Genomic DNA, 25842 nt, shown 5'->3' with positions numbered 1-25842 from the left:
CAAACCGTCCCGCAGGTTTCACCCAGCAGGCCCGGACCGGGTGCATGCGTGGGTGATCCGTGGGTGCTCGACCAACGGTGACCGAATGAACTTGCTGTTGTGGCTGGACAGCTTGTCAGTGACGGTCATGGGCGGGCCGCTAACCGGGTTACCGGATCCGGCCCGACCGTCATGGCAGCTGACCGGACTGTCATGGCAGAGGAGCCCAGATGACCGCGGTGACCGACACCTCGGCGCCAGGCAGCAGCACCCCTCCCGCAGAAGACCGCGCGGAGCCGGACCGGCTGCGACGCTGGTTCGGCCCCCTGTTCCCCGACGCCCGGCCCACCCAGGTCACGCTGCGTGGCCTCGGGCTGGCCGCGGCCGCGGTGGTCGCCGGCACGGCCGTGGGACTGACACGGGTACGGGGACCTGGGGCATTCGACTCGATCTGGGCCGAGGACGGGACGTACTTCCTCACCGATGCCCTGAGTATGTCCTTTGTGGACGCCGTGACGACCTCGATGAACGGCTATTTTCACCTGATCCCGCGGGTGTTCGCCGAGGTCTCCACGTTCTTGCCGGTGAGCTGGGCGGCTGCCGTGATGACCACCGAGGCGGCGTTCACCTCCGCGCTGCTGGCCGTCCTGGTGTACGTGGCCAGCGGCAGTCACGTCAGCTCCGCCGTGATCCGGCTGTTGGCAGCGGCGCCACTGGTGGTGGCCCCGGTCGGGCAGGGCGGTGTGGGGCCCAACGGCGGTTCGGTCATCGACAACCTGGCGACGTTGCAGTTCGCGCTCATGTACGCGTTGTTCTGGCTCATGCTGTGGGTTCCGGCCGGGCGGGTGGGCCGGATCGTCGCGCCCACGGTGGTGGTACTCGTCGCACTTACTACGCCACTTTCGGTGATGTTCCTGCCGCTGCTGGCCGTCCGGCTGCTGGTTCGCCGCGACAGCACCGGGTTGCTGATGACGGCTGGGCTCGTGTTCGGCGCCGCGGTGCAGTACGGCGGGCTCGCGTTGGGCTATTCGTCGCGTGGCGACATCGGTCATACCCGGCTCGACCCGGTGTGGGTGGCGGCCGAGTACGTCCGGTGGTCCATCCCCAACGCGTTGCTGGGTGAGACGTGGTGGCGCCAGACGTTGCGGCATACGATCGAGCACCGGGCGTTGGTGGCGGCAGCCTGGCTGCTGGTGCTGGCGATCGTCGCGGCGGCGCTGTTGAGGGTGACCCGGCCGATGTGGCATGTGGCCATCGCAGCGTTCGGTTGCAGTCTCCTGTTGACCGGCGTCGAGTTGGCGTCGCTGGGCGCCACGACCGATCGGTACCTGTACGCGCCCGGTTTGCTCGCGATCGCCGGACTGGCCGCGCTGCTCCCGCCGGCCGGGCCGGCTTGGCGTGGGCCCGGCAACGTGCCCGTGGTGGCATTCGCCACGGTGCTCGTCGTGGTGTGTGGCGCCAACGTCCGGGTGGACAATCACCGGGCCTTCGCCCGGTCGTGGACGACGGTCGTGGGCCAGGCCCGTGACCAGTGTGCGGACGGCACCAAGTCCAAGGTCACCATCTCGACGCACGCGAGCAACCGCTACTGGACCGCGACAATTCCCTGCCGCAAGCTCACGGAATGAACCAGTGCCGCGTCAGGCGATAACCTGCCGGCGGCGTGGTTGTTCCGCGAGGTCGTGCCCCCGATCAGCAGTCCCAGCGCTGTAGCTCCGTCCGGCTGCTGCTGCTCGTCATCGCGGTGCCCACGAACGTCTTGCCGTCGGCGCTCATCCCGGTCAGCTGCACGCTGCCGAAGCCGGTAGGTTTCGGCAGCATCAGCATGCCGTCGGGGCTCCACAGCGCCGGGCCGAAGCCCCGGTTGAGCAGGACCCTGCCGTCGCTGGTGATGCCGGCGCCGCCGGAGATGTCCAGCACGTCGACGGGCTCAACCGTGCCGGTGGCCAGGTTCCAGCGGGCCCAGTGCGGCGCGCTGGTGCGGACCCGCCGGCCCGACGACGGATCCACCACCGTCGTGGCCTGGTAGTCGATGGGCCCGTCGGCCCAGTCGCCGGTGATGTGGACGGCGATCCCGCCCGGCTGGCCCGGCGGGGTGGGCAGCGTGACGCCGGTCCCGTCGGCTTTCCACAGGTACGGCTCGGCGCCGTCGTCGAGCGTACCGACGATCCGCCCGTCGTCGCCGATCTTGCGCGCCGTCGACTGCCGGCCCGAAGGGGTCGCCAGGAGCTGCGGATGCAGTGGGTCGGCGTGACGCCACAGCACCGCGCGGGTCTTGTTGCCCGGAAGGACAGCCTCACCGACGATGTCGCCGTAGGTGTTGATGCCGTACGCCTGCGCGCCGACCGCCCCGCTGGGGAGCGGTAGTTCGATCACGGCGCCGTCCTGCACCTTGTAGGCCACGTTGTCGACGTCGGGCCGTCCTGAGCCGACGACCACGCCGGCGGTGTTGACCGCTTGGACGAAGAACACCGCACCGCCGGAGACGTGCGTGACTTTGCCGAATTTCTCCCAGAGCACCACCCCCGTGCCGGAGTTGGTGCCGGCCGCCGCGTAGGTGCCCGCCGGGTCGAGCACCACAACCGTCGAGTTGACGTTGTCGGTGTCGGGCAGCGGTGTCACCGTGCAGGTGGTGGCGGGTGTCGGCGTCGGCTGGGCGGGTTGCGGTTGCGGCTGGCGCCGGCTGGTGGCCGCGGCGACCCCGACCGCCATGACCACGACAACCGCCGCGGCGATCGACACCGTGGCCGCGCGGCGCCGCCGGGCCCGCCGCCGGCCGGAAGCCACGATGTCCGCGGCCCGCAGCCGGGTGTCCGGCACGGGCTCCTCGGTCAGGATCGTGAGCGGGTTGTCGGACATCTCGACGGTCATGCCATCCTCCCCGGCCGAGCAGAAGCCACAGGCTGTGCGTCGAGGATCTTGCGCAGCGCGCGGAGCCCGTTGGACGTCTGGCTCTTCACGGTCCCCTCGGACCGGTGCAGCAGTTGGGCGACCTCGGCCACCGGCAGGTCGCAGAGGAACCGCAGCACCAGGACCGTGCGCTGCCCCTCCGGCAGGGACCGTAGTGCTGCCCGCAGCATCATCCGCTGGTCGACCTGCGGGTCGTCCGGGGCCGCGGGCACGTCCGGCGTGGACGACCACAGGTGCACCCGCGACCACCAGCGGCGCTTGTCGTCCAGGCAGGCCCGCACGACCATCGTGTGGACGTACGCGTCGAGGTTCTGTACGTCCTGCATGCGTGACCAGCGCTGGTAGAGCACGGTCAGCGCGTTCTGCACCGCGTCGTCGGCCCGGTCCCGGTCGCCGAGCAGTTGGTACGCGATGCGGTGCAGCCGTGGGATGCGCGCTCCCACGTACTGCGTGAATTCCTCTTCCCGGTCCGGCCGCACGTCAGTTAGATGTCGGCGGGCGCGGACCGGGTTGAGGGTCGGACCGGATTTCTTTTACGACGTGTACTGCCAGACCTGGAGTTTGCCGCTGGACACGCAGGCGATGTAGGTGGCGTTCCACGAGCAGCTCGAACCGATCGTGTTCTGCAGCGTGCCGAGCGCGATCGGCTCGCCGGTCGCGGCGGTCACGCCGACCAGGGCCAGGTTCGCGGCGATCGTGCTCGGGGCCTTGTCGAAGAGCAGTAGGCTGCCGTTCGTCACCCGCACGCCGAGCAACTTCGTGTCCTCGTTGCGCAGCACCTGCTTGCCGTTCTCGTCGAACAGCACGCTCGCCGGTGTGCCGGACGTCGTCGTCGCCAGCAGCTGTTTGCCGACCTGCACCAGCAGTTTGGTGCCCTTCGCGTCGGCGTGCCACAGCTCTTTGCGGTCGGTGACGGAGATGGCGCGGGCGACCGTGTCCGAGCCGTCGTACTCGGCGCTGTCGAGGATGCAGATCCGGTCCTGCCCGCACGGGGTGAGGTCGACGATTTTCCGCTTGTCGTCGACCGCGCTGTAGATCTGGGTGGGTTCGGATTCCTTCGTCAGGTCGTACACCTGAACCTTGAATTTTGTGCTGCTGCCCCAGACGAACAGTTTTCCGTCCTGGGCGAAATAGGTGGAGGACGAGTCGCCGATGTCGTTCCAGGTGCGAATGACCTTGTTGCCGTTGGCGGCGTCGATGAGGCGGATCTTGTCGTCGCCGTCGATGCTGAGCAGGTTCTTGCGCGCCTTGAGATCCCGGTCGGTCGGCGCGCCGGAGAAGTCGCCGGCGCCGTGCCCGTCACTGGAATGGATCGGCAGGACGATGCTGGAGCTTTTCTCGTTGTCCTTGCGCTCCCATTTCGGGTCGCCGTTCCAGCCGAACGCCTTCGTGGTCTTGTCCTGGTTCGAGTACTGCACCCACACGTCGCCGAGGAAGTACAGCCGGTCCTGGGTGTTGAACAGTTCCTTCCGCAGCTGTTTGCCGTTGCTGGCGTTGAGTAGCACGGCAGTGCCGCCGGATAAGGCGCCTGTGCCGGTGACGATGACACCGCCGGGGTTCGCGTAGAGCTGCCATGTGCTGTTGTCGCCCTCGATGGTGCTCGGCCCCCAGGCTTTTGCCCGGTCCGCGAGGTTGTAGGCGACAACCTGGAACTTCTTGTCGGCCATCCACCCGACGTAGGTGCGGTCGCCGAGCGTCGCGGTCACCAGGTCATCGATCTTGTTCGGGTCGCCGAGGTCGAGCGAGCCGACGTTGGTGAGGGTTTTGAAGTCGACGACGGTGTCGCGGTCGCGGAAGAAGAAGAAATACCCGCCGGCGGCGAGCACCGCGAGCACGACCACGGCGGCGGCGACGCCGACGAGCAGCCCGGTCCGCGATTGCCGGGCATGCGCAGGCGGCGCGGGAACGGTCGGCGGCGCGGATTGCGTCTGGCCCGGTGGTATCACCTGCGCCGCGGACATCGGATAGGTCGCGGTCGGCGATCCCGGCGCCGCCGGACTGCCACCGAACCCGGCCGGTGGCCTGGACGGCGCGGCCGCCACACTGCCGAACCCGGCCGGCGGCGTGGAATGCGCGGCCGTGACACCACCGAAGCCGGGCGAGACCGGCGCCGCCGGTGCGGGCGGTTGGCCCGACACCGGCATCGCGCTGCTCGGGCTGAGGCTTTCGGTCTGGTACTGCCCGGGCGCCGCCCCGAACCCGCCGCCCACCGGCGCCAACTCTGCGAGGGCACCTTCGGCGACCGGAAGTTCCGGCTGCTCGAGCACGGTCGGCGCGATCCCGAGGTCGGCGTGCAGCAGTCGTGCGGCGAGCGGCAGCCGCGACGACCCGCCGACCAGGAACAGGCCGGCCAGTTGGTCGCCGCGCAGCCCGGCCTGCTGGATGACCGCGCCGGTCTCCCACACGGCCCGCCGGATGAGTGGCTCGATGACCTTGTCGAGTTCCTCGCGGGTCAGGTGGATCGCCTGGTCGCGGCCCGGCACGGTGATCGGCGCGACCGTGGTCCGCGACAGCATCTCTTTCGCGCCGCGCACGTCGTCCCAGAACAGCCGCCGGTCGCGCCGCTGCGAGGTGGTGGCCGGGTTCTGCAGCGCAGTCCACGTGTCGGGGGCGGTTTCGCCGATGACCAGGCCGAGGTGTTCGACGAGGGCGGCGTCGACGTCGAGGCCGCCGAGGTCTTCGATGCCGCCGGCGCCGACGACGGAGAACCGGCCGTTGTCGTTGCGCACGACGGCGATGTCGAGGGTGCCGCCGCCGAAGTCGAACACGGCGAGGGCGGAGCCGACGGGCACGGGCCGGCGCAGGACGTCGGCGAAGTACCGCGCGGCGGCCACCGGCTCGGGCACGAGCATCACCGGCGGCCAGCCGGCCCGGCGGGCGGCGGTGGCGAGAATGTCGCGGCGGCGGCTGCCCCACGCGGCCGGATACGTCAGCACGGCCGTCGGCAGGAACCCGACGGCCTCGACCGCGGCCCGAGCGACGGCGGCGAGGATGGCCGCGAGCAGGTCGACGGTGGCGATCTCACGGTCGCCGAGCAGGACGGTCGGCTCGTCGATCCGCCGCTTCGGGTTGGGCTCGAAGCGGGACGGGTCGAGCCCGGCCATGCGTGCGGCGTCCCGGCCGACGTGCAGCCGCCCGTACTCGTCGACGTAGACACCCGACGGCATGATCGGGGCACCGTCGACGAGGAGGGGTCGGGTCCGTCCGTCGGGCCACCTGAGCACGGCCACGGTGTTGGACGTACCCAGGTCGACGCCGATCGCGAAGCCCTGCTGAGGCTCAGTCACCGCCCCATCCTAAGAAGCCGCTTCACACGCTCGTCGAGCCCAGCCTGACGTGCACCATCGCGTCACAGCGCGTAAGCCCACGGCCCACGATCGTGCGCCGATCGTGGGCCGTGCGACGAGATACCCCGTGGCGCCCGGAGCTCGTAACCGCCGCATACCTGGGCGCATCGGGCAGGCCGGTGCCGCCCTCACCGACGTGCACCGTCCGCGGCTCGGCGGTGCCGGTGCGAATCAGGAACCGCCTGGAGTGACGGAACTCCGACTACGCGAACCCGGCCGGCCCGATCGTCACCTCGCCGAACGTCGAGCGAACGTCAGAATGCCGACGCCCGGGAACACCACTGCGAGCCGCCCCAGCAGGCACCCACCTATCGGCGGGCGTCGCGGTGTCACGACGACCGGCGTCGGGACACCTCGGCCAGGGTCACCGCGGCCGCGACGGACGCGTTGAGCGACTCGACCTCGGACACCATCGGGATGCCGACCAGCATGTCGCAGGTCTGCCCGACCAGCCGGGACATGCCCCGCCCCTCCGAGCCGACGACCACGACCAGCGGCCCGACCGCGGCCTCCAGGGCGTACAGCGACGCCTCACCGTCGGCGTCGAGACCGACCACGGTGAAGCCTTCCTCCTGGCAGGCCTTCAGCGACCGGGTCAGGTTCGTCACCTGGGCGACCTTCATCCGCGCCGCCGCGCCCGCGCTGGTCCGCCACGCCGTGGCGGTGATGCCCGCCGCGCGGCGCTCCGGCAGGAACACGCCGTGGGCGCCGAACGCGGCCGCCGACCGGATGATCGCGCCGAGGTTGCGCGGGTCGGTGACCCCGTCGAGCGCGACCAGCAGCGGCGCCGGCGCCTCCAGGGCGGCGGCGAGCAGGTCGTCGAACGGCTCGTACGCGAACGGCGGCACCTGCAGGCCGAGGCCCTGGTGCAGGATTCCGCCCGTCATCCGGTCCAGCTCGGCCCGCGAGACCTCGAGGATCGCGATGCCACGCTCGGCGGCGATGCGCACCGCCTCCTTGACCCGGTCGTCCATGTCGATGCCCAGCGCCACGTACAGCGCCGTCGCCGGCACATGCGTGCGCAGCGCCTCAACGACCGGGTTCCGCCCGACGAGCAGCTCCGGCGCGTCCTTCGGCGCCGCCGCCTTCCGCCCGGGCGAGACCCTCGGGCCGGACCGACCGGCCGCAGCCTTCTTCGCCGGAGCGCCGAACGGGCCCTTGCCTGCGGTCCGCTTCGTGCCCGGCTGACCGACCTTCGGGGCCCGCCCCTGGGCAGCCGCGGACCGGCGTTCCTTCTCCTGCTTCCACGCGGTGCGCTCGGGCAGCTCCTCGTCGCCGGAGTACGCCTTGTGCCACGGCCGCTCATCGGCCGGCAGGGTGCGTCCGCGCCCGGCCAGGGACTGACGGTTCTTGCCGCCGGACCCCTTCGTGGCGCCCTTTTTCGACGCGACGCGCTTGCCGCGACGCTCGGAATTGCCTGGCATCTGCCTCAGTGCTCCAACGTCCATCGGGGCCCGGTCGGGGTGTCCTCCACCGCGACACCGGCCTGCTTGAGCTGGTCCCGCACCGCGTCGGCGGCGGCCCAGTCCTTACGGGTGCGGGCCGCGGCCCGCTGCTCCAGGGCGAGCGCGACGAGCGAGTCGACGACCCGCGTCAGGTCACCACCGCCCGCAGCAGCGCTCCACTGTGGACTCAACGGGTCGAGCCCCAGCACGTCGAGCATCGCCCGGACCGACGCGAGGGCGTCGGCGACGTCGGTGGCGTTGGCCGCGGCCAGGGCCACGTTCGCGTCCCGGACCACGTCGTGCAGCACCGCCAGGGCACGCGAGGTGTTGAGGTCGTCGTTCATCGCGTCGGCGAACGCGGCCGGCGGCTCGCCCAGCTCACCGGGGCCGACCAGCTCGACGGCGCGGGTCACGAAGTTCTCCAGCCGCCGCAACGCCGACGCCGACTCGGCCAGGGCCTCCGGTGAGTAGTCGATGACCGACCGGTAGTGCGGGGCCAGCAGGTAGTACCGCACCTCGACCGGGCGGACCCCCGACGCGACCAGCGCCTCCAGCGTCACCACGTTGCCCACCGACTTGGCCATCTTCGAGCCGCCCAGGTTGAGCAGCGCGTGGTGGACCCAGAACCGCGCGAACGGGTGCCCGGCCGCGTGCGACTGCGCGATCTCGTTCTCGTGGTGCGGGAACGTCAGGTCGAGGCCGCCGCCGTGGATGTCGAACTCCTCGCCGAGGTACCGCCAGCACATGGCCGAGCACTCGATGTGCCAGCCGGGCCGGCCGGGCCCCCACGGCGAGGGCCAGTACGCCTCGGCGGGCTCGTCGGGCTTCGCGCCCTTCCACAGGGCGAAGTCGCGCGGGTCGCGCTTGGCGCGGGCCGGCCCGTCGGTCGCCGGCTCCATGGCGTCCGGCCGCTGGTTCGACAGCGACCCGTACTCCGGGAACGCGGCCACGTCGAAATACACGTCGCCGCTGCCGTCGATCGCCGGGTACGCGTACCCCTTGTCGATCAGGATCTTGATCAGCTCGTGCATCTCGGGCACGTGCCCGGTCGCCCGCGGCTCGTAGGTCGGCGGCAGCACCCCGAGCCGGTCATAGGTCGCCGACAGCAGCCGCTCGTTGGCGTAGGCGATCGACCAGAACGGCTGACCCGCCTCGATCGACTTCTGCAGCACCTTGTCGTCGATGTCGGTGATGTTGCGGATGAACGTCACCTCGTAGCCGGACTTCAGCAGCCAGCGGCGCAGCACGTCATAGTTGACGCCGGAGCGAAGATGGCCGATGTGCGGGCCGGCCTGCACGGTGAGCCCACACAGGTAGATGCCGACCTGCCCGGGCGTCATCGGGACGAAGTCCCGGACCGATCGGGTGGCGGTGTCATACAGGCGTAGGGTCACAGATGCAAGAGTACCGGTCGGCATTGTGACCAGACGTCGCACGCACCCCGCCGACCCACACAGAATCGTCCACGTGCCGATCCGCCGCCTCGCCCTGTGCGGGCTCCTGCTGCTGTCGGCCTGCTCCGCGAAACCCCCGGCGCCGCCACCGAGTGTTTCACCAGCCCGTCATCAAGTGCCAAGAGCGTGACGGCGTACCCCAGAGCCCGCGCCCCGCCGCCCTTGAGCTGCCCTACATCCGCATCCTCGGCGAACAGGAGGCCAACCTCCGCTGACCCGAGGCCGGGCTGCACCTGGAAATGATCGGCGCCAGCCACGCTCGCCGGGGCGCCGGGCCGGAGCTGCCATGCGAGTCGACGCATCACATCTGCCCTGCGGGCTTGACCTTGACGCTGCGTCAACCCCCCATGCTGACCGTCATGAGTATCCCGCCGACAACCAACCAGGTCCAGGGACCTGCGATCCACGTGCAGGGCCTGGAGAAGTCGTACCAGCAGCTGCGGGTGCTGCGCGGCGTGGACCTCGACGTGCCGCGGGGCAGCATCTTCGCCCTGCTCGGTTCGAACGGGGCGGGCAAAACCACGATGGTGAAGATCCTCTCCACGCTACTCAAGGCCGACACCGGAACCGCCCGGGTCAACGGCTTCGATGTCGCGACGCAGGCCACCGACGTCCGCGAGTCCATCAGCCTCACCGGGCAGTTCGCGGCGGTCGACGAGATCCTCACCGGGCGGGAGAACCTCGTCCTGGTCGCCAGGCTGAGGCACCGCAAGAACCCCGGCGCGATCGCGGACGACCTGCTGCGGCGCTTCTCGCTGACCGAGGCGGGCACCCGGAGGGTCGCGACGTACTCCGGTGGCATGCGCCGCCGCCTGGACATCGCGATGAGTCTCATCGGGAATCCGCCGGTCATCTTCCTCGACGAACCGACGGCCGGGCTGGACCCGCAGGCGCGCATCGAGGTGTGGCGGGCCGTCAAGGAGCTCGCCGAGGGCGGCACGACCGTGCTGCTCACCACGCAGTACCTGGACGAGGCCGAACAGCTTGCCGACCGGATCGCGATCCTCCACCAGGGTCGGATCATCGTCAACGGCACCCTGGCCGAGCTCAAAGCGCTGCTGCCGCCCGCCAAGGTCGAATACGTCGAGAAGCAGCCCTCCCTCGAGGACGTCTTCCTCGCGGTCGTCGGCGCCGCCGATACCGGCGGCCAAGACCGCATGACCAGGTCGAACACGGAGTAAGGAACAGCGATGGCCACGCATTTCTTCGGCGACACCGCCGTCCTGCTGGGACGATCCCTGCGCCACATCACGCGCAGCCTGGACACCATCATCACGACCGCGATCACACCGATCGCCATCAAGTGTCTCCAAGGGGACCGTCGCCTTCAGGCGACGGGTGAATTGGACTCCCCGCGCAGGGGGGCGGGAATAGGCGACACGTCCGTGTTGCCGTCAACCACCCCCGGCAGTTAGATACAGGCAGCGTGTATACTTGCCGTGTGGCTCGTGACGTGCAGGTTTCCGCCGGGGCGGCGTACGACCTCGGATACCACATCGTGTGGTGCCCGAAGTACCGCCGCCCCGTGCTGACCGGCGCAATCGCGGCCCGCTGCGACGAACTGATCCGGGCCAAGTGTGCCGAGCAGGGCTGGCAGGTCATCGCCCTGGAGGTGATGCCCGACCACGTGCACCTGTTCGTCAAGGCGCATCCGAAGGACTCCCCGGCGCATGTCGCGAACCAGCTCAAGGGGTACACGTCGCGGGTACTGCGTGCCGAGTTCGCGTCGCTGAGGTCCAGGCTGCCGACGCTGTGGTCCCGGTCGTATTTCGCCGCGACCGTGGGCGCCGTCTCGGCGGCGACGGTGCAGCGGTACATCGACACCCAGTATGAGCGGCCATGGCGCAAGGAACGTGCCGAGTGAGACGTGCGTACAAGTTCCTGCTGCGCCCCACCGTCAAGCAGGCCACCGCGCTGAGCGCATGCGTGGAGGACCACCGGCAGCTCTCCAACGCCGCACTCCAGGAGCGGCGCGACGCGTACCGGCGGGCCGGGGTCTCGATCCGCTACGGCGACCAGTCCGCCCAACTCAAGGACATTCGCCACGCCGACCCCGACCAGGGCCGCTGGTCGTTCTCGTCCCAGCAGGCCACCCTTCGCCGCCTCGACAGAGGCTTCGCCGCGTTCTTCCGCCGCGTCAAGAACGGCGAGAAGCCGGGATACCCACGGTTCAAGGGTGCGGGCTGGTTCGACACCGTGGAGTGGCCGAAGGACCGAGACGGGTGCCGCTGGAATTCGACCCCAGACGGCGGGCAGGTCCGCGTTTACCTGCAAGGCGTCGGACACATTCGCGTGCACGCGCACCGCAAAGTGGAAGGCACCGTCAAAACGATCTCGGTCAAGCGGGAGGGCCGCCGCTGGTTCGTGGTGCTGTCCTGCGACGACGTGCCCGCCGAACTGCTGCCGGAGACGGGCAGCGCGGCCGGTATCGACATGGGCGTGGCCTCGTTCCTGACCACCTCGGACGGCGCCCAGGTCCCCAATCCCCGACCCGGCCGCCGCAACGCCGAACGGCTCGCCACCGCACAGCGGGCACTCGCCCGGTGCAAGCGCGGCTCGAACCGACGGCGTAAGACCCGAGCGCGGGTCGCCGCGCACCACGCCAAGGTCCGACGTCAGCGAATCGACCACGCCCACAAGACCGCGTTGTGGCTGGTCCGCCACCACGACGTAATCGCCCACGAAGCACTGAAGATCTCGAACATGACCCGCTCCGCGGCCGGCACTGTCGAGGCGCCGGGCACGAACGTGGCCCAGAAGTCCGGGCTGAACCGAAGCATTCTCGACGCGGGTTGGGGGGTGTTCCTCAACGTGCTGCACGCCAAGGCTGAAAGCGCCGGACGTGTCGTTGTTGCGGTGAACCCCGCCAACACCTCCCGCATCTGCCCATACTGCGGGCACTGCGCGCGGGAGAACCGTGTCACCCAAGCCGACTTCGTGTGCGTCGCCTGCGGTCACACCGGGCACGCCGACGTAGTCGGCGCCACGAACGTACTCAGGGCCGGGCTGGCCCTTCTGAACGCCTGAACGTTCAGAGAAGCCGCCTCGTTCACGGGGCGGAGGAGTCACAGGATCGACAGCCGCCTGCGCGACGAGATCGACCGGCTCGAGACCAGCCGCAAGCAGATCGCGCAGCTCGCTGCCGGGGACAGTCTGGCGCTCCCACCGGAGGTGACCTCCTATCTCGACCGGCTGCGACAGATCGGGACGTCCGAACGGATCGTGGAGGGTGAGCGGGACGGGTGGATCCTGGTCGCGGCTCGCTGGCCCGACCACATCAGCGAGACGATGGCCGCGAAACACACGCAACTCGAAGACCCGCAACTCGTTCGGCTCTACCTGGTCCTGTCGGAGCTCTTCGAAAACGACGACGCCACACGTCTGGAGGAAGCCGCCGACATCCTGGCCGACCTGGCCGAGCGGGCATACACCCCCGGCGAGGCGGCGCACCACGACCTAGCGTTTGACCTTCTGGACGCACTCGCCATCGAGTCCGACCCGCGGGCGCAGCGGATGCTGGACCTGATGCGCGAGCGTGGCTGGGCCAGTTGGACCCGGACCCGGCCGGAGCGGCTGGCGCAACCGCCCGACTAACCTCCACACCTGCCCATCGACATCAGATCACCGGGGCCTGTTCACCCACTGGTGGCGCGACATGGGCGGTAACCCACGGCTGACGCCAGGGGCCTGATGCTGCGTATCTCGATAATCTTGTGCATATGGTGACCGAGACCGCGCAGACCCTGGACCGCGGTCTGCGGCTGTTGCACCTGGTGGCCGACGCCCCCGGCGGCCTGACCATGACCGAGGCCGCGACCCACCTGGGCGTGGGCCGCGCGGTCGTGTACCGCCTGGTGGCCACCCTCGGCGACCACGGCATGATCCGCCGCGACCCGTCCGGCCGGCTGCGCCTCGGCGCCGGCGTGCTCCACCTGGCGCGGCGCGCCCAGCCGCTGGTCGCGGACGCCGCCCTGCCGGCGTTGCGCCGCCTGGCCGAGACGGTCGGCGCCACCGCCCACCTGACGATCGCCGACGGCGGCGAGGCCTACGCCCTGGCCGTGGTGGAGCCGAGCTGGACCCAGTTCCACGTCGCGTACCGCACCGGCTCCCGCCACCCGCTGGAGTCCGGCGCCGCCGGCAAGGCGATCCTGGCCGGCCGTGCCGGCAACTTCACTGCAGTGTCAACGGCCGGCGAGTTGCAGCCCGGCGCGTTCGGTGTCGCAGCGGCAGTACCTCATGTGGAGGGCCTGGAGGCCAGCGTCGGCGTGGTGGCACTGTCCGAACTGGACCGGTCCACAGTCCCCCCGCAGGTCGAAGCTGCAGCGTCAGCAGTCGCGAAGGCACTCACCTGAGATGCTGGACGAGATCGCGCGCAAAGCTGGCCCAAGCCCGCGCCGAGTCCCCGCCTGCCACTCCCCGAATCAGACCTGCTGGCGTTCGAGGCGTCCCACGGCGTGCGCCTACCCGAGGAGTACCACCAGTTCCTGCTCAACCTCGGCGGCGCCGGCCCCGGGTACTGCCTGCGCCCGCTCGCCAAGACATGCGCGTTCAACTCTTCCCGCTGCAAGCCCGGCCACCGGACCGTGCCCAACCCGCGCGTCCTCGGCGGGCACTACCGCGACAAGGGCAGCCGGCGTGATCCGGCCCCAGGCCGTGACCTCGGCACCCTCGTGGTCGCCGACCACGGCTGCTTCTCCGTCAGCTTGCCCAAGTCACCCGGCAAAGCCGCCCGGGCTGGGCGTCCCGTTCAGGCCGGGCGACAGTCAGCGGCGTCAGCGGTAGACAGCGCTGGTGCTGCAAAAATTTCCGACAGCCTGCAATATTAGCCAACAGCGATAGTTTTGCAGACCTGGAGCCCTTGAAACAGCAGCAGACTGCAAACGCCTCACCTCGTCGCGGTTCCACCGCGCCAGCTTCCGTCGGTCCCCGACTGTTGCTACGGGTGGGGGTCGCGCCAGGCTTGCCAGATGTCCGGGCGCAGGCGGCCACGGTCGGGAACGACGATGCCAGTTGCGCGTGGCCCATGCCCGTACTTCGGCGGTGGGCAGCGATCCAGTGGTGGGTGCGGCCGCGGACTCGGGGGAGCCGGCGGGTACGCCAAGGCGTTGCCTCCGGCGGCCACATCTGGGCGGTCCATGAGCTACGGGAGCCGCGTTCAGGGGGCCTTCCGCGGGTCGACGTTGGACCAGCGTTCGCGCACGGCTGCCACGACCTTGGCGACCTGGACGTCGAAAGTGTCAAGCTGCTCAGCTTCGGCAGCGCTCGCGACGAAGGCGTGTCGATCGCAGGCTGTGCCCGCGCGCCATATCCGCTCAATCGCGCGTGTTGCGGTGATGTCCGTCAACGGGTTACCGGACACGAGGACCAGGTCCGCGCGTTGCCCGGCCGCGACACGTCCTCGGTCGGTGAGGCCGAACACTCGTGCCGGTTCGGTTGTGGCAGCGGCCAGGGCCCGTGCCGGGCTGATGCCGCACCGGACAAGGAGTTCCAGCTCCCGGTGCAGGCTTGCTCCGAACACGGTCCCCGGGTTCGGGGCGTCGGTGCCCGCCAGCAGCGTGACCCCCGCATCGGCCAGTCGCCGCACGTTGTCCTCGGCCCGCGAGTAGGGCGGCATTTCCCGGCCACGCCATCCCGAGGCACCCGAGGTCAACCGGCGTGCCCAGGCGTCTCCGAGCGCCTCAGCGAGCCGCGGGTCCCCTACCACTGCTGCGCCACCCGGTTCACCGAGGGTGTTCTCGATGGTGGCCAGCGTCGGGCCGACCACGATCCCGGCCTCGGCCATGCGTTCGACCAGGGCCTTGTCCAGCTCGGCGTCCGCGGGGACGTGGGCCATCACGTCGACACCGGCGGACACGACCTCCTCGACACCGGCCGTCGAGCTCACGTGAGCGACGACGACCAAGCCGCGGGCGTGCGCGGCAGTGACCAGTGCCTTGATGGTTTCGGAGTCCAGCGACGGCCATAGACCCCCGATACCGGAGATGATCTTCAGATAGTCCGAGCCCTCCGCGATCCGTTCCGCGACGAACTGCTCGGCCTGGCCAGCGGCGGTCAACGTCGGGAACGGGGCGTACATCATCGACGGGTGCCCGCCGGGCGCGGTGGCACCGACACCCGAGGAACGCACATCGGCCACATCCGGACGGGAGCCGGCCTGCTCCTTGGCCCTGGCCACCAGATCGGGTTTGCTGAACATGTCGAGAACGGTGGTAACGCCGAAGGTCAGCGATTGCGCGAGGGCGCCGGGAACGAGGTGCACGTGCGCGTCGATCAGACCGGGAAGCACAGTCCCGCCACCCGCGTCGATCACTTCGTCGCCTTCTTGGGCGGCCGAGGTCGCCGAACACTCGGTGATCAGCCCGTCAGCGAACCGGACCGAAGTCCAGTCCTGCGACATCGTCCCGTCGAATACCTTCGCGTTCACAATCGTTGTTGCCGCGGCCACGACGTCCTCCCCCAAGGGATCCCGAACAACCTGAACAGAACTCGACCTCGCTCGCGGAAAAGCCTGCCGGTCTCACCAGGGCCGATCAACGACCAACCCAGCCATGAAACGATCACCAAAAGGAATCGATCGAGATGAGGAGGGCAGTGGCGATGGAGGTCCGACAGCTGCGCTGTTTCGTCACCGTCGCCGAGTGTGAACACTTCGGCCGGGCCGCGGAGGCCCTGCACATCGTTCAACCCGCGGTAAGCAAGCAGGTCGCGCGGCTGGAACGCGAACTCGGCCTGACCCTGTTCGACCGGTCCCACCGTCGGGCCCGGCTCACCCCGGACGGCCAGGCATTCCTTGTCCACGCGCGCCGCGCGCTACGCGGCATCGACCGTGCCGCCGCTGCCGCCGTCGACATCGCCGCCGGTAACACCGGCGTACTGCGCATCGGCAGCAGCGTCGTGTTCAACCCTCGTATCGAAGCTGCTCTTGCCGCTGTCCGCGCCGCCCAACCCGGCATCACGCTCCAGGTGACAAGCTCCGCCTCAACAACCGGTCAGCTCGCCGCCCTCGCCGCTAACGACCTCGATGCCGCATTCGTGGCAGCGCCACCGGACACCCCGGGCGTGCGGGTTCATCACCTCTGGGACGAGCCGCTACTGCTGGCCGTCCCCGCCGCATACGCCCGCACCGCCAGCAACCTCGCCACGCTCGCCGAGCTCCCCCTGGCCCGACCCGCCCGCGCAGATAACCCCGGCGTCTACGACTAACCCCGGCGTCTACGACCTGATGACGGCCGCCTGCCAAGCGGCCGGGTTCACCCCCCGCGGGGCGCCGACGCTGACCCGAGTCCAAGACCTCCTTGCCGGACCCGTTGCCTCCGGACGGTGCTGGACCCTGCTCCCCGCCGGCGTCGTCTCGCCAGACTCCACCGCCGTCACCCTCGTCCAGCCCGACCCACCGATCCGCGTCCCCGCCGCACTCGCACTACCCGACCCCACACCCCGCGCCTCCGCGCTGAGCCTGCTCACCGCCGCACAGACCAGCACAGCAAACAAGCAGGCGCCGTCGAACGGTAGGTGACCTCAGTCGAGAGTTTCTGCTTGCAGCCGAGGGAGTGAAGCGTGGCGGGCGATGTCGACGACCGCAGGGGCAGGGTCCTCGTCGCTGCGATCGCCATGTCGGCGATGCTCTTTATGGTGCCTGCGGCATCGGTCCTCGGCACGTTCTGGTTTCGCAACGGCACCTTCGGCGACGGCGTTGTTGTCACCGCCCACGTGCTGAAGGTGAGCCCGGGGCGGACCGGTGAGGCCGAGGTCGAATACGTCGCGGACGGGAATCGCCACCAGCAGTGGATCTCCTGCGGCACGTCGTGTCCTCGAGCAGGTGACTGGATGGAGGTTGAGTACTCGGCCGGCGACCCACGACAAGTGGCTCGAAACAGGATGCGCCCGTACTCGTCAACCGCGGTCGTGGCCTTGTTCGTCACCGGTGCCGGCATCGTGGTCTGCGGGATCTTGCTGCGACGCAGCAAGGGACGCGGCAAGGGACGCAGCAAGGTCTGATGAAACATCCCTCCATGGCCGCCCGCCCGTGCGTCATAGCGGGTGAGGGAGGGACCGGGGTGACGTTCGACGACTTCGTGCGCGGGCAGCTCGACGCGCTGCTGCGGACGGCGTATCTGCTGACCGGCGACCGGCAGCACGCCGAGGATCTGGTGCAGACCGTGCTCGCCCGGCTGGCCGTGCGGTGGCAGCGCATCGACGACCCGGCCGCATACGCCCGCCGCGCGCTCTACACCCAGTCGGTCAGCTGGTGGCGGCGCCGGCGCTCCCGCGTGGTGGAGACGCTCACCGCGGACGTGCCGGAGCGGGCCGGGCCGCCGGGCGGCGAACCGGAGCTGGCCGTGTTGATGCGGCAGGCACTGGCCCGGCTCACCCCGAAGCAGCGGGCGGTGCTGGTGCTGCGCTTCTACGAGGACTGCAGCGAGGCCGAGACCGCCGCCCGACTCAACTGCCGGGTCGGCACGGTGAAGAGCCAGACGCGCCATGCGCTCGCGCGGCTGCGTGTGGTCGCCCCCGAGCTGCTGGACGAGTTCGAGATGGGGGTACTGCGGTGACACGGCTGCACGACGGGCTGCACACGCTCGCGGAACAGGCCCCGCGCGCCACGCTGCCGGCCGACTTTTTCGATCTGGCCAGGGCCCGGCACCGCACCCGCCGGGTCAGGGCCGTCGCCACCGCCGCGGTGGCTGTCGTGGTCGTGCTCCTGGTTGCCGGGATCGGCTGGGTCGTGCGCCCGGCCGGCCCAGCCAGTACACCCGCGGGCACCACCGCACCGGGCATCCCGACGACGCTCGCGTCGCCGCCCTGGTACACGGCCACCGCCGACGCCGCCGCGCTCGGCCCGGCCGCGGCGATCTTCGGCGGCGACGCGACCCGCGACGACTGGAACGAGGGCCGCTTCGGTGCGGTCGCCGCGGCCGAGAACCGGTACCGCGTGTTCAGCGACGCCGTCTACACCCCGCCGGGCTTCGAGGCGCTGCTCTCCCCCGACGGCCGGTACATCGCCCGCAACCACCAGGTCCGTTCCCTCGTCACCGGCGAACGGATCCCGGTCCCTGGAGAGATCCGCGCGTTTTCACCCGACGGCGCCCTGGTGGTCTACGAGACCGGCAACGGCGAGCCGCGGCAGAGCCGGGTGGGCGTGTACGATCTGGCCCGGCGCACCGACGTCGCGAGCCTCGACATCGGCGACCAATGGCTGGTCCCCGGCTGGTCCGTGGCCCTGTCCGGCGACCACCGGCGACTCGCGTTGCAGGTCGGTGACGAGCTGCGGCTGTACACCGTGGGCCGCGACACGCCGGACGCCACGATCCGGCTCTCGTCCGAGACACTCGCCGGCCCCGGCGCGTGGCTGCCCGGCGGCACGGCCGTCGCGACCGCGCACCGCGACGCCGACGACCGCTGGCGGCTCGTCGTCCGCGACGCCCGCACCGGCCTGCCGGCGGACGCCGCAACGTCGGCAGACCGGGCGCTGCCCGCGGCGACCGGCGCCCAGTACGTGCGGCTGCTCGGCTGGCGCCCGGACGGCACCGCGGTCGCGATCACCGGCGTGCCCCGGCCCGGTGCGGGACCGGCTCAGCTGGTGTGGGAGCACGCCTGGAGCCCGTTCACCGACCACGGCTCGGCCCGGGCCCGTCTGGTCGCGCTGCGCCCCGGCGCCGCCGCGCAGCAGGTGCTGCTGGAGACGCCGGACGGCATCAGCGAGTTGGACGTGGCCGCGGACCTGGCCCTGGCCGATGCCTTCCGGGACGGGACGGGGCCCGCCGACTACGGCACCCTGCACCATCCGGTCGTGTTCGTGGCGGCTGCCGCGGCAGCGGTGGCGGCAGCGGTACTGCTGGCCGCCGTGCTCCACCGCCGCCGCGCACGCCGGCACCCGGAGCCGGCCGCTGGGCGTTGAGGACGCTGGACGGGCGGGACAGGTCAGCTCGGCGGCTGCTGCGCGGGACGGCCCAATTCGACGATGGTCCGCAGCGTGGCGCTGAACTCGTCGTAGCGTTGCTGGCCGAGCGCCCGTGCCCACCGCTGGCCGAAGTCGCGGCTCAGCTGGGATCCGGTGCGGAAGAGGCGCCAGCCCCGGTCGGTGTAGCGGATGACGCGGGCCCTGCCGTCGGACGGGTCGCGTTCCAGCCGGACGTAGTTCAGCTTCTCGAGGTCGCGGATGAGGTCGTTGGTCGCCTGTTTGCTGAGTCGCAGTTGCGCAGCGAGCTCGGTGGGGCGCATGCCGTCGATGGGTGGGTAGCGCAGCATGGGTCGGTGGACCTCGCGCAGGTCGTCGAAGCCGGCGGCGCGGAGCTGGCCGTAGACCTCGACGTGCAGCGTCTCCCATGCCATGCGCAGCAGTGCGCCGATCTGCGGCTCGTCTTCGGGGCGTTTCATGATGCTTGACAGTCTAGTACGGCCAACCGTACTTTTTTAGTACGGCATGCCGTACTAATGGAGGAGCACATGACCTCGCAAGCTGAGATGGACCGCCTGATCGAACAGCACCTCGACGCGGAGAAGGCAGGGGACTCCGCCGCGACGGTGGCCATGTACACCGACGACGTCGAGCACGATGTGGTCGGCTGGCCGACCGGACCGGTGACCGGACCCGGCGCGGCGAAGAACTTCTACGACCAGCTGATCGCCGCGTTCGTCAACGAAGACATGACCGCGACGCGCACCCTCTACGGCGAAAACTTCTGCGTCGTCGAACACCGCGCGACCGGCCGGTTTCCCAACGGCTTCCTGGGTGCGCCGGGGCGTGACGAGTCGGTGGTGTTCCGCATGCTGCACGTGTTCGAGTTCCGCGACGGCGCGATCAGCCGGGAAAACGTCTGGCTCGACGGCGGGGCGATCGTCGCGCAGCTCACCGGAGCGTAAGCCACGCGGCTGTTGGCACTGAGGTTCCGATCCTTCGATGTCGAGGAGAGTGCGATGCGCCGGCTCCTGGTCGTGGTACCCGTGATCCTGCTCGGACTGGTGGCGTGCGGCACCACCACCGACCCGGCGGGAACGCCCCGGTCCAGCGGCGGTGCTGCCGCAGCCGCCCCGGACGTGACGGCCGGACCGGGCACGGATCCGTGTTCGGTGGTGACGGTGGGCGAGGTGGGCGCCGCCCTGGGGGCGCCGGTCGGGCCCGGCCAGCCGCAGCCCGGCGGCCTACCTGGCCAGCAGACCTGCGCCTTCTCCACCTCCGGCGACTCGCCCGTGCTGGCCACGGTCAGCACCGTGCCCGGCGACGCGGCACTGTTCACCACCCTGAAGAGCGGCATGGGTTCGAAGGCGATCGACGTGAGCGGGCTCGGTGACGCCGCCGTTCGTGACGCCGGCTACCTGAACGTCCTCAAGGGATCACAGATCCTGATCTTGTCCGTGAACGGTCGCGGCAGCGGCGACGAGGCCCTCGCATCGCTTACCGCATTGGCCAAGGCGGCACTGACCCGACTGTAGCGACGTAAAGCCCGCCGCCAGCGGCGCCGAGCGGGAACTACGGGAAACACCAGTGCCTGGCCATTGGGCGTCGAACATCCGTCGAACGCAAACCGGGCACGGCATCCGGCGGCGATACTGCCCTGTATGCCACTCGACCGCTACGGCGTCCTCATCGGCACGTTGACCGGCCACCACCGGGACACGCCCGACGACCAGGGCCGCTGGTTCCACGTCAACCTGGACGTGACCGCACCCGCCGGGCGGTACCGGTGCGCGGTCGACGTGGACAGCAAGCAGACCACGACCGGCGTGCAGTGGCGCACCAGCCGGATCCACCCGGCGCAACTGCCGGTGCTGACCGGCCTCGCCGCCGGGTTCCGGCCGCTGCCGATGACCGCTGCCGGCGGCGCGGTCGACTACCTCCGGCACCCGGCGTTTCGGCCGGGCATCGGCTGCGTCTTCGTCCGCCCGCCGGACGCCCTCACCCGATGGCTGGAGGAACTGCTGCGCAACCGCAGCTGGCGCACCGGGTCGAACCTCGACGCGGCGACGGCGCTGGAGTCGATCCTGGTCGTCGGTGCACGCGTCGCGATCTTCGGCGAGCCGTTCACCAACGGCCTCGGCGTGCACAACGTCCACCAGAACCAGGGTGACCCGCCGGGCAGCCAGTGGTGGGCCGAGAACGGCACCTGGCAGGACGGGGCGACTCTGGTGTACCGCCCGGACGGCCAGCTCGACGTGTTCCAGAACAAGTTCACGTCCCAGGCGTTCCAGACCGACGACCAGGGCCACCCGACCTGACCCGTCTCCGCAGGACGGGCGGGACAGTCGATGACGACGACAACTTTCCATGCGGCGGCTTCCTGGCGCATCGCATCGGCATTGCCGTCGATGCATATACTCGCCGCGTGTTCCCACCCGGATACCCCGCATCGGGCCAGCCACCGGTGGTTCGCCCGCTCTGGTCGCTTCCCGGCCCGGCCCTCGGCGCGCTGCTCGCCGCCGCACTGCTCACCGCGCCGATCGGACCCCTGGGCAGCGCGATCCAGCGCGACCTCGGGCTGTCCACCGCGACCATGGCAGCGACCATGGTCGTGCCGTACGCGGTGGCCGCCGCGGCCCTGGTCGCGCCCGGCCACCTGCTCGGCCGGCGGTCGCCCACCGCAACCGCGGTGCCAGCGCTCCTGCTCCTGCTTCTTGGAAGCGTGGTGAGCGGCTTCGTGCCGAACGCGGCGGTGATGGCCGGCGCCCGGGTCGTCGCCGGGCTGGGCGCCGGAGCCGTGCTCGGCGTCACCCTCGCTCTGTCCGGTCAACTGGGCCGTGGGCGTTCCCAGACCCGGCTGGTGCTCGGACTCGCGCTCGGCGCCGCGCTCCTGCTCGGACCCGTCGCCACCGGCATACTGGCGCAGACGCTGGCCTGGCGATGGGGGCTCCTGATCCCTGTGCTGCCGGTGGCCGCCCTCGCCCTGGCCGTTACCGCCCTCACCGGCATCATCATGTGGGTCCAGCGCACGTCCCGGCCGAGCCCGCCGGCCGCCCCGGCCACGACAACGCCGTTCCCCAGCGAAACCCGGCTCGGCGGCCCAACGCGCGCCGACAATCCACCAACCTGATCTGAACTCGGGACGACACTGTCCACGCCCACCTCGCGGACCACAGGCAACCGGCGGGCCGCCTCGCCACCTTCCCGCCGAACGGACACGTATCGGCAATGTCAGCGAGATGAGCTGATCTGACCCGCGCCATCGCCGACCGGCCGGTCAGGCCAGGGTCACCTCGAACGCCTTGAGGAGCGACTCAGCGCCCTCCTTGTCCAGCGCCGGGTACTTGAGCAGCAGCCCCTTGCCGTCGCCGCCGATCGACAGGGTCACCGACGTCATGACGGCCCCGGCAAACCCCCGTGACACGCCCGACGTCCAGGGCCGCTGGTTCCACGTCAACCTGGACGTGACCGCACCGGGCGGGCGGCACCGGTGCGCGGTCGACGTGGTGGCGCTTTCCGAGCTGGACCCGTCGACGGTCCCCCGCAGGTCGGGGCGGCCGCGTCAGCGGTGGCGAAGGTGCTCACGGAGTAGTCGGAATGAGCGAGCCGGCGACACCGGCGAACGGTGTGAGCGTTCATCGGTGTCGCCGGCTCCGCGGCGCGGACCTGCTACTTGGTCGGGGCCGGCAGGGCCTCGTCCAGGCGCAGTGCCTCGTAGAACGGCTTGGTCTTGTCGTCGTCGGCGAACACGACGCTCTCCGAGCCGACCGTGCCGGTGCCCTTGGTGGGGCTGGTGAAGAAGGCCAGGTCGTCGCCGCGCAGGTTGCGCAGTTCCATGGCCATGTCGACAAGGTTGAGCGTGTTGTCGACAGTCACCGCATCCGCGGTGGCGTGCAGGAACGAGTTGAGCCGCGCTGGGTTGCTCAGCGTGCCGCCGGTGGCGGCCTTGTTGAGGATCGCCTTGATGACCTGCTGCTGGTGTTGGATGCGCGCGAAGTCTCCGTCTTTGAACGCGTAGCGTTCGCGGGCGTAGTCCAGCGCGGCCGCGCCGTCCATGGTCTGCCGGCCCTTTTCGAAGTGCCGTTTGCCGTCCGGATTGAGCGAGTGGGTCGACGTGAAGCTCTGCGGCACGTCGATCTCCACGCCACCGAGCGCGTCCACGATCTCCTTGAAGCCGGAGAAGTCGACAATGGCGACGTGGTCGAGTCGGACTCCGGTGAACTTCTCGACGGTCTGGATCATGAGCGGCACCCCGCCCCACGCGTACGCGGCGTTGATCTTGGCGTTGGTGTTGCCGTACTTGCCGTTCGGCGACTTCGGAATGAAGACCCAGGTGTCCCGCGGGATCGAGATCATCTGCGCCTTCGAGTGGTCCTTGTTCAAATGCAGCACGATGATCGTGTCGGTGCGCGAGCCGTCCTTGTTCTCAGGATCCCGCGTGTCACTGCCGAGCAGCAGAAAGTTCATGGCGCCTTTCGCGGACTCGGCCTTCTGCGGCCGGTCGGCCTCAGGCACTCCGTCGAAGGCGTCGACCCGCTTGACATCCGATGCCACAGACCGCAGCCACAGACTGGTGCCGAGCAGCGCCCCACCGAGCAGTACGGCCAACGACGCGGCAACGATCAGCGCGATCCGACGCCAGCGGCGCCGGCGCTTCGGCGTGGGCGTCGAACCGCCCGACACCTCTGACCCTCGCCGCCGCCCACGGCGCTGTGCCGGAATCTGGTCGACCACCTCGGTGATGTCACCGTCGGTAGATCGTTCTCGCGTTGGCATGGCGACGATCGTACTGATCCTGGCCCGAGCACATGGACCACCGCTTCAGCCAAAGGTGCCAATCCGATTGGGATATCCGGGCCGGGCCATTCGTCATGCTGCCGAGCGATGCACCATCTGCCCGCATTGGCATGAAACGAAGATCGCAAAAAAGGACAATCACTTCCGAATTCGACATTGCCAAACGTCCAGTTTGCCCAACGTTGCAGTACAGGGATGTGACCCTTCTCTCAGAACGTTTAACGACGTGATCACGCGGTCTGGTGAAATTCGACCACTTGGTCGTAGCATCCTGCGGGTTGGACGCGGCGAGCCGGCTCGTCGCCTGTCGGGGGAAGCCATCATGCTGGACCCGGGTGGACCTGTGCCCGCAAACACGAATTCAGTGCCACCTCGAATCCAGATGCTGACCGAGAGTGATCCTGACTCCGCCTTGGCATCCGACGTTGATTCGCGGGTGCCGAAACAGCGCAACCGTGTCGGCAGGCACGCAATTGACGCGGACGAGACATTTGAATACACGGGCCTGCCCGAGCCTCCACAGGTCGCCCCTCCACGGGTCGCCGACGATCAGCGCCGTAGCGACCAGGGTCGACCCGCGGCTGCCGACTCGTATCACCGCATCGCCGGTTCGACCGTCGTGCTGCCGTACCTCGGCTCGTCGACGGCCCGGAAGACCCGCTCCCTACGCGTGTGGATGATGTCGCTGCCGATCGACCTGGTGGCGTTCTCGCTGCCGGCGATCCACTACCAGAACCACTGGAAAAGCATCCTCACGGCCAGCGGCCTGAGCGCGGCACTGCTCGCCACCGGCGGTCTCTACCGGGCACGCCGGCATCTCAGCATCCTTGACGAGTTGCCGACACTTATCGGCCGGATGCTCGTCGCCTGCGCGCTGGTGAGCATCGTCGTGGCGATGCGCCACCAGTCCGCGGAGAACCTCGCGTCCTTCCTGCGTGTCGTGGCCATTTCGGCTGGGCTGGTGGTGCTCGGCCGCACGTTCAGCTACGTCGCGGTCCGGTTCGCGAGGCGCCGGCGTTGGGTGGAGCACAGCGCCATCATCCTGGGCGGTGGGCCGGTCGCGATCGAACTGGCTCGGCTGTTGCGTCGCTACCCGCAGTACGGGCTGCGCTTCGCTGGCTTCGTCGATGTCGAGACAACCGCCCACGAGCTGAAGGAAAGCACCCCGCTCATCGGCCTCTTCGACGAGCTCGAAGAGATCGCAAAAATGGTCGACTGCGACGTCATCATCATCGCCGACATCGACTGCCCGGAGGCTCGCCTGCTGCCGGTGGTGCGGTCCCAGGAGATGGAGAACTACGACCTGTGGATGGTCCCGCGGCTGCGGGACTTCGCCGCACAGGGCGGCAATCCCGACCACATCGGCGCGATCCCGGTCGTCCGGGTCCGCCGTCCCATGCTCAGCGGACCGAAGTGGTTCGTCAAACGATTCACCGACATCGCGCTGTCCTCGATCGCACTGGTGTTGCTCAGCCCGCTGCTGCTGCTCTGCGCGATCGCGGTCAGGATTGAGGGTGGACCCGGCATCTTCTTCCGCCAGCAGCGGATCGGTCGCTACGGCAACCCGTTCGAGCTGATCAAGTTCCGCTCCATGCGCCCGGTCAACGAGACCGAGTCCCAGACCAACTGGAACGTGGCGCACGACCCACGGATCGGGCCGGTGGGGCGCTTCATCCGCCGCACCTCCCTGGACGAGTTGCCGCAACTGTGGAACATCGTGCGTGGTGACATGACGATCGTCGGCCCACGTCCGGAGCGGCCGTATTTCGTGGACCAGTTCTCCGCGGAGCATCCCGACTACGCCATGCGCCACCGGGTGCCGGTCGGCCTGACCGGCCTGGCCCAGGTGAGTGGCCTGCGCGGTGACACGCCCATCTCGGATCGGGCCCGGTTCGACAACTACTACATCGAGAACTGGTCGATCTGGCTCGACGCCAAGGTGGTGCTCCGCACCGTCGCCGAAGTGTTCCGCGGCGGCGGTCGCTGACTCCAGGCCGGCACCGACATCTACC

24 protein-coding genes and 1 pseudogene are annotated in these 25842 nt (G+C 69.8%); 17 read left to right on the top strand and 8 right to left on the bottom strand.

Annotation, left to right across the window (positions count from 1 at the left end; all coding sequences use genetic code 11):
* Nucleotides 1-209: 209 nt before the first annotated feature.
* Entirely contained in the window at nucleotides 210-1607 is a 1398-nt protein-coding gene (locus Dfulv_RS01755; RefSeq protein WP_259860839.1) for a hypothetical protein, read from the top strand.
* A gap of 64 nt (nucleotides 1608-1671) precedes the next feature.
* Here Dfulv_RS01755 and Dfulv_RS01750 read toward each other — a convergent pair whose 3' ends face one another.
* The 5 genes from Dfulv_RS01750 to cysS form a co-directional block, all read right to left on the bottom strand.
* A complete protein-coding gene (locus tag Dfulv_RS01750; protein ID WP_259860838.1) occupies nucleotides 1672-2850 on the bottom strand; it encodes a hypothetical protein in 1179 nt (392 codons plus the stop codon).
* Nucleotides 2847-3368, bottom strand: coding sequence for a SigE family RNA polymerase sigma factor (locus tag Dfulv_RS01745; RefSeq protein WP_259860837.1), 522 nt, complete (start codon nucleotides 3366-3368; stop codon nucleotides 2847-2849). The genes Dfulv_RS01750 and Dfulv_RS01745 overlap by 4 nt, the downstream gene beginning before the upstream one ends.
* A gap of 54 nt (nucleotides 3369-3422) precedes the next feature.
* Nucleotides 3423-6176 carry an Hsp70 family protein gene (locus Dfulv_RS01740; protein WP_259860836.1) on the bottom strand — a complete coding sequence of 918 codons (2754 nt, stop codon included), beginning with the start codon at nucleotides 6174-6176 and terminating at the stop codon, nucleotides 3423-3425.
* A gap of 389 nt (nucleotides 6177-6565) precedes the next feature.
* Nucleotides 6566-7660, bottom strand: a complete 1095-nt coding sequence (gene rlmB / locus Dfulv_RS01735) for a 23S rRNA (guanosine(2251)-2'-O)-methyltransferase RlmB (protein ID WP_259860835.1) — start codon at nucleotides 7658-7660, stop codon at nucleotides 6566-6568.
* Nucleotides 7661-7665: 5 nt separating this feature from the next.
* Nucleotides 7666-9075 carry a cysteine--tRNA ligase gene (gene cysS / locus Dfulv_RS01730; RefSeq protein ID WP_259860834.1) on the bottom strand — a complete coding sequence of 470 codons (1410 nt, stop codon included), beginning with the start codon at nucleotides 9073-9075 and terminating at the stop codon, nucleotides 7666-7668.
* A gap of 419 nt (nucleotides 9076-9494) precedes the next feature.
* On the opposite strand from cysS, the gene Dfulv_RS01725 reads away from it, so the two are divergent.
* From Dfulv_RS01725 to Dfulv_RS48715, 7 genes and pseudogenes are all read left to right on the top strand, one after another.
* A complete protein-coding gene (locus tag Dfulv_RS01725; protein WP_259860833.1) occupies nucleotides 9495-10316 on the top strand; it encodes an ABC transporter ATP-binding protein in 822 nt (273 codons plus the stop codon).
* Nucleotides 10317-10325: 9 nt separating this feature from the next.
* Nucleotides 10326-10445: pseudogene (locus Dfulv_RS01720) on the top strand (ABC transporter permease); the annotation flags it as partial.
* Nucleotides 10446-10576: 131 nt separating this feature from the next.
* A complete protein-coding gene (gene tnpA, locus Dfulv_RS01715) occupies nucleotides 10577-10999 on the top strand; it encodes an IS200/IS605 family transposase (protein ID WP_259860832.1) in 423 nt (140 codons plus the stop codon).
* Nucleotides 10975-12162, top strand: coding sequence for an RNA-guided endonuclease InsQ/TnpB family protein (locus Dfulv_RS01710; protein WP_259860831.1), 1188 nt, complete (start codon nucleotides 10975-10977; stop codon nucleotides 12160-12162). The genes tnpA and Dfulv_RS01710 overlap by 25 nt, the downstream gene beginning before the upstream one ends.
* A gap of 144 nt (nucleotides 12163-12306) precedes the next feature.
* Complete coding sequence (locus Dfulv_RS01705) at nucleotides 12307-12729, top strand: hypothetical protein (protein ID WP_259860830.1); 423 nt, start codon at nucleotides 12307-12309, stop codon at nucleotides 12727-12729.
* Nucleotides 12730-12854: 125 nt separating this feature from the next.
* Complete coding sequence (locus Dfulv_RS01700) at nucleotides 12855-13487, top strand: IclR family transcriptional regulator (protein ID WP_259860829.1); 633 nt, start codon at nucleotides 12855-12857, stop codon at nucleotides 13485-13487.
* Nucleotides 13488-13589: 102 nt separating this feature from the next.
* Nucleotides 13590-13961, top strand: a complete 372-nt coding sequence (locus Dfulv_RS48715; RefSeq protein ID WP_406567916.1) for a hypothetical protein — start codon at nucleotides 13590-13592, stop codon at nucleotides 13959-13961.
* Between the two features lie 329 nt (nucleotides 13962-14290).
* Here Dfulv_RS48715 and Dfulv_RS01695 read toward each other — a convergent pair whose 3' ends face one another.
* On the bottom strand, nucleotides 14291-15580 hold the full coding sequence (locus Dfulv_RS01695; protein WP_259860828.1) for an amidohydrolase family protein: 1290 nt from the start codon (nucleotides 15578-15580) through the stop codon (nucleotides 14291-14293).
* A 152-nt stretch (nucleotides 15581-15732) separates the two neighbouring features.
* On the opposite strand from Dfulv_RS01695, the gene Dfulv_RS01690 reads away from it, so the two are divergent.
* From Dfulv_RS01690 to Dfulv_RS01675, 4 genes are all read left to right on the top strand, one after another.
* A complete protein-coding gene (locus Dfulv_RS01690; protein WP_259860827.1) occupies nucleotides 15733-16338 on the top strand; it encodes a LysR family transcriptional regulator in 606 nt (201 codons plus the stop codon).
* Between the two features lie 354 nt (nucleotides 16339-16692).
* Nucleotides 16693-17133 (top strand): hypothetical protein, encoded by a 441-nt coding sequence (locus Dfulv_RS01685; RefSeq protein WP_259860826.1) that lies wholly within the window; start codon nucleotides 16693-16695, stop codon nucleotides 17131-17133.
* A gap of 59 nt (nucleotides 17134-17192) precedes the next feature.
* Entirely contained in the window at nucleotides 17193-17687 is a 495-nt protein-coding gene (locus Dfulv_RS01680; RefSeq protein WP_259860825.1) for a SigE family RNA polymerase sigma factor, read from the top strand.
* Nucleotides 17684-19033, top strand: a complete 1350-nt coding sequence (locus Dfulv_RS01675) for a WD40 repeat domain-containing protein (protein WP_259860824.1) — start codon at nucleotides 17684-17686, stop codon at nucleotides 19031-19033. Before Dfulv_RS01680 ends, Dfulv_RS01675 begins: the two co-directional genes overlap by 4 nt.
* A 23-nt stretch (nucleotides 19034-19056) precedes the next feature.
* Here the strand turns inward: Dfulv_RS01675 and Dfulv_RS01670 are convergent, their stop codons facing one another.
* Complete coding sequence (locus Dfulv_RS01670; protein ID WP_259860823.1) at nucleotides 19057-19512, bottom strand: MarR family winged helix-turn-helix transcriptional regulator; 456 nt, start codon at nucleotides 19510-19512, stop codon at nucleotides 19057-19059.
* A 69-nt stretch (nucleotides 19513-19581) separates the two neighbouring features.
* Between Dfulv_RS01670 and Dfulv_RS01665 the strand changes: the two genes are divergently transcribed.
* The 4 genes from Dfulv_RS01665 to Dfulv_RS01650 all read left to right on the top strand — a co-directional run bounded on the left by Dfulv_RS01665 (nucleotide 19582) and on the right by Dfulv_RS01650 (nucleotide 22163).
* Nucleotides 19582-19998, top strand: a complete 417-nt coding sequence (locus tag Dfulv_RS01665) for a nuclear transport factor 2 family protein (protein ID WP_259860822.1) — start codon at nucleotides 19582-19584, stop codon at nucleotides 19996-19998.
* Nucleotides 19999-20052: 54 nt separating this feature from the next.
* Nucleotides 20053-20568 (top strand): DUF3558 family protein, encoded by a 516-nt coding sequence (locus tag Dfulv_RS01660; protein WP_259860821.1) that lies wholly within the window; start codon nucleotides 20053-20055, stop codon nucleotides 20566-20568.
* A 126-nt stretch (nucleotides 20569-20694) separates the two neighbouring features.
* Nucleotides 20695-21351: a YukJ family protein gene (locus Dfulv_RS01655; RefSeq protein ID WP_259860820.1), complete on the top strand. Its 657-nt coding sequence runs from the start codon at nucleotides 20695-20697 to the stop codon at nucleotides 21349-21351.
* A 107-nt stretch (nucleotides 21352-21458) separates the two neighbouring features.
* Nucleotides 21459-22163 (top strand): MFS transporter, encoded by a 705-nt coding sequence (locus Dfulv_RS01650; RefSeq protein ID WP_259860819.1) that lies wholly within the window; start codon nucleotides 21459-21461, stop codon nucleotides 22161-22163.
* A 539-nt stretch (nucleotides 22164-22702) separates the two neighbouring features.
* On the opposite strand, the gene Dfulv_RS01645 is transcribed toward Dfulv_RS01650, so the two are convergent.
* Nucleotides 22703-23809 (bottom strand): LCP family protein, encoded by a 1107-nt coding sequence (locus Dfulv_RS01645; protein ID WP_259860818.1) that lies wholly within the window; start codon nucleotides 23807-23809, stop codon nucleotides 22703-22705.
* Between Dfulv_RS01645 and Dfulv_RS01640 the strand changes: the two genes are divergently transcribed.
* Entirely contained in the window at nucleotides 23808-25817 is a 2010-nt protein-coding gene (locus Dfulv_RS01640) for a sugar transferase (RefSeq protein ID WP_259860817.1), read from the top strand. The two genes, Dfulv_RS01645 and Dfulv_RS01640, sit on opposite strands and share 2 nt — an antisense overlap.
* The last annotated feature ends 25 nt before the right edge of the window (nucleotides 25818-25842 follow it).

The organism is Dactylosporangium fulvum, from assembly GCF_025137375.1.
In the GTDB taxonomy this organism is placed as follows: domain Bacteria; phylum Actinomycetota; class Actinomycetes; order Mycobacteriales; family Micromonosporaceae; genus Dactylosporangium; species Dactylosporangium fulvum.
The sequence above is the reverse complement of the archived record's forward strand: the minus strand, read 5'-3'. Positions and strand labels throughout refer to the sequence as shown.

Coding starts and splice junctions, on each gene's coding strand:
- Dfulv_RS01755 (WP_259860839.1), top strand. CDS start 210: ATGACCGCGGTGACCGACACCTCGGCGCCAGGCAGCAGCACCCCTCCC.
- Dfulv_RS01750 (WP_259860838.1), bottom strand. CDS start 2,850: ATGACCGTCGAGATGTCCGACAACCCGCTCACGATCCTGACCGAGGAG.
- rlmB (WP_259860835.1), bottom strand. CDS start 7,660: ATGCCAGGCAATTCCGAGCGTCGCGGCAAGCGCGTCGCGTCGAAAAAG.
- Dfulv_RS01725 (WP_259860833.1), top strand. CDS start 9,495: ATGAGTATCCCGCCGACAACCAACCAGGTCCAGGGACCTGCGATCCAC.
- Dfulv_RS01710 (WP_259860831.1), top strand. CDS start 10,975: ATGGCGCAAGGAACGTGCCGAGTGAGACGTGCGTACAAGTTCCTGCTG.
- Dfulv_RS01700 (WP_259860829.1), top strand. CDS start 12,855: ATGGTGACCGAGACCGCGCAGACCCTGGACCGCGGTCTGCGGCTGTTG.
- Dfulv_RS01690 (WP_259860827.1), top strand. CDS start 15,733: ATGGAGGTCCGACAGCTGCGCTGTTTCGTCACCGTCGCCGAGTGTGAA.
- Dfulv_RS01670 (WP_259860823.1), bottom strand. CDS start 19,512: ATGAAACGCCCCGAAGACGAGCCGCAGATCGGCGCACTGCTGCGCATG.
- Dfulv_RS01665 (WP_259860822.1), top strand. CDS start 19,582: ATGACCTCGCAAGCTGAGATGGACCGCCTGATCGAACAGCACCTCGAC.
- Dfulv_RS01660 (WP_259860821.1), top strand. CDS start 20,053: ATGCGCCGGCTCCTGGTCGTGGTACCCGTGATCCTGCTCGGACTGGTG.
- Dfulv_RS01655 (WP_259860820.1), top strand. CDS start 20,695: ATGCCACTCGACCGCTACGGCGTCCTCATCGGCACGTTGACCGGCCAC.
- Dfulv_RS01640 (WP_259860817.1), top strand. CDS start 23,808: ATGGCGACGATCGTACTGATCCTGGCCCGAGCACATGGACCACCGCTT.
- Dfulv_RS01645 (WP_259860818.1), bottom strand. CDS start 23,809: ATGCCAACGCGAGAACGATCTACCGACGGTGACATCACCGAGGTGGTC.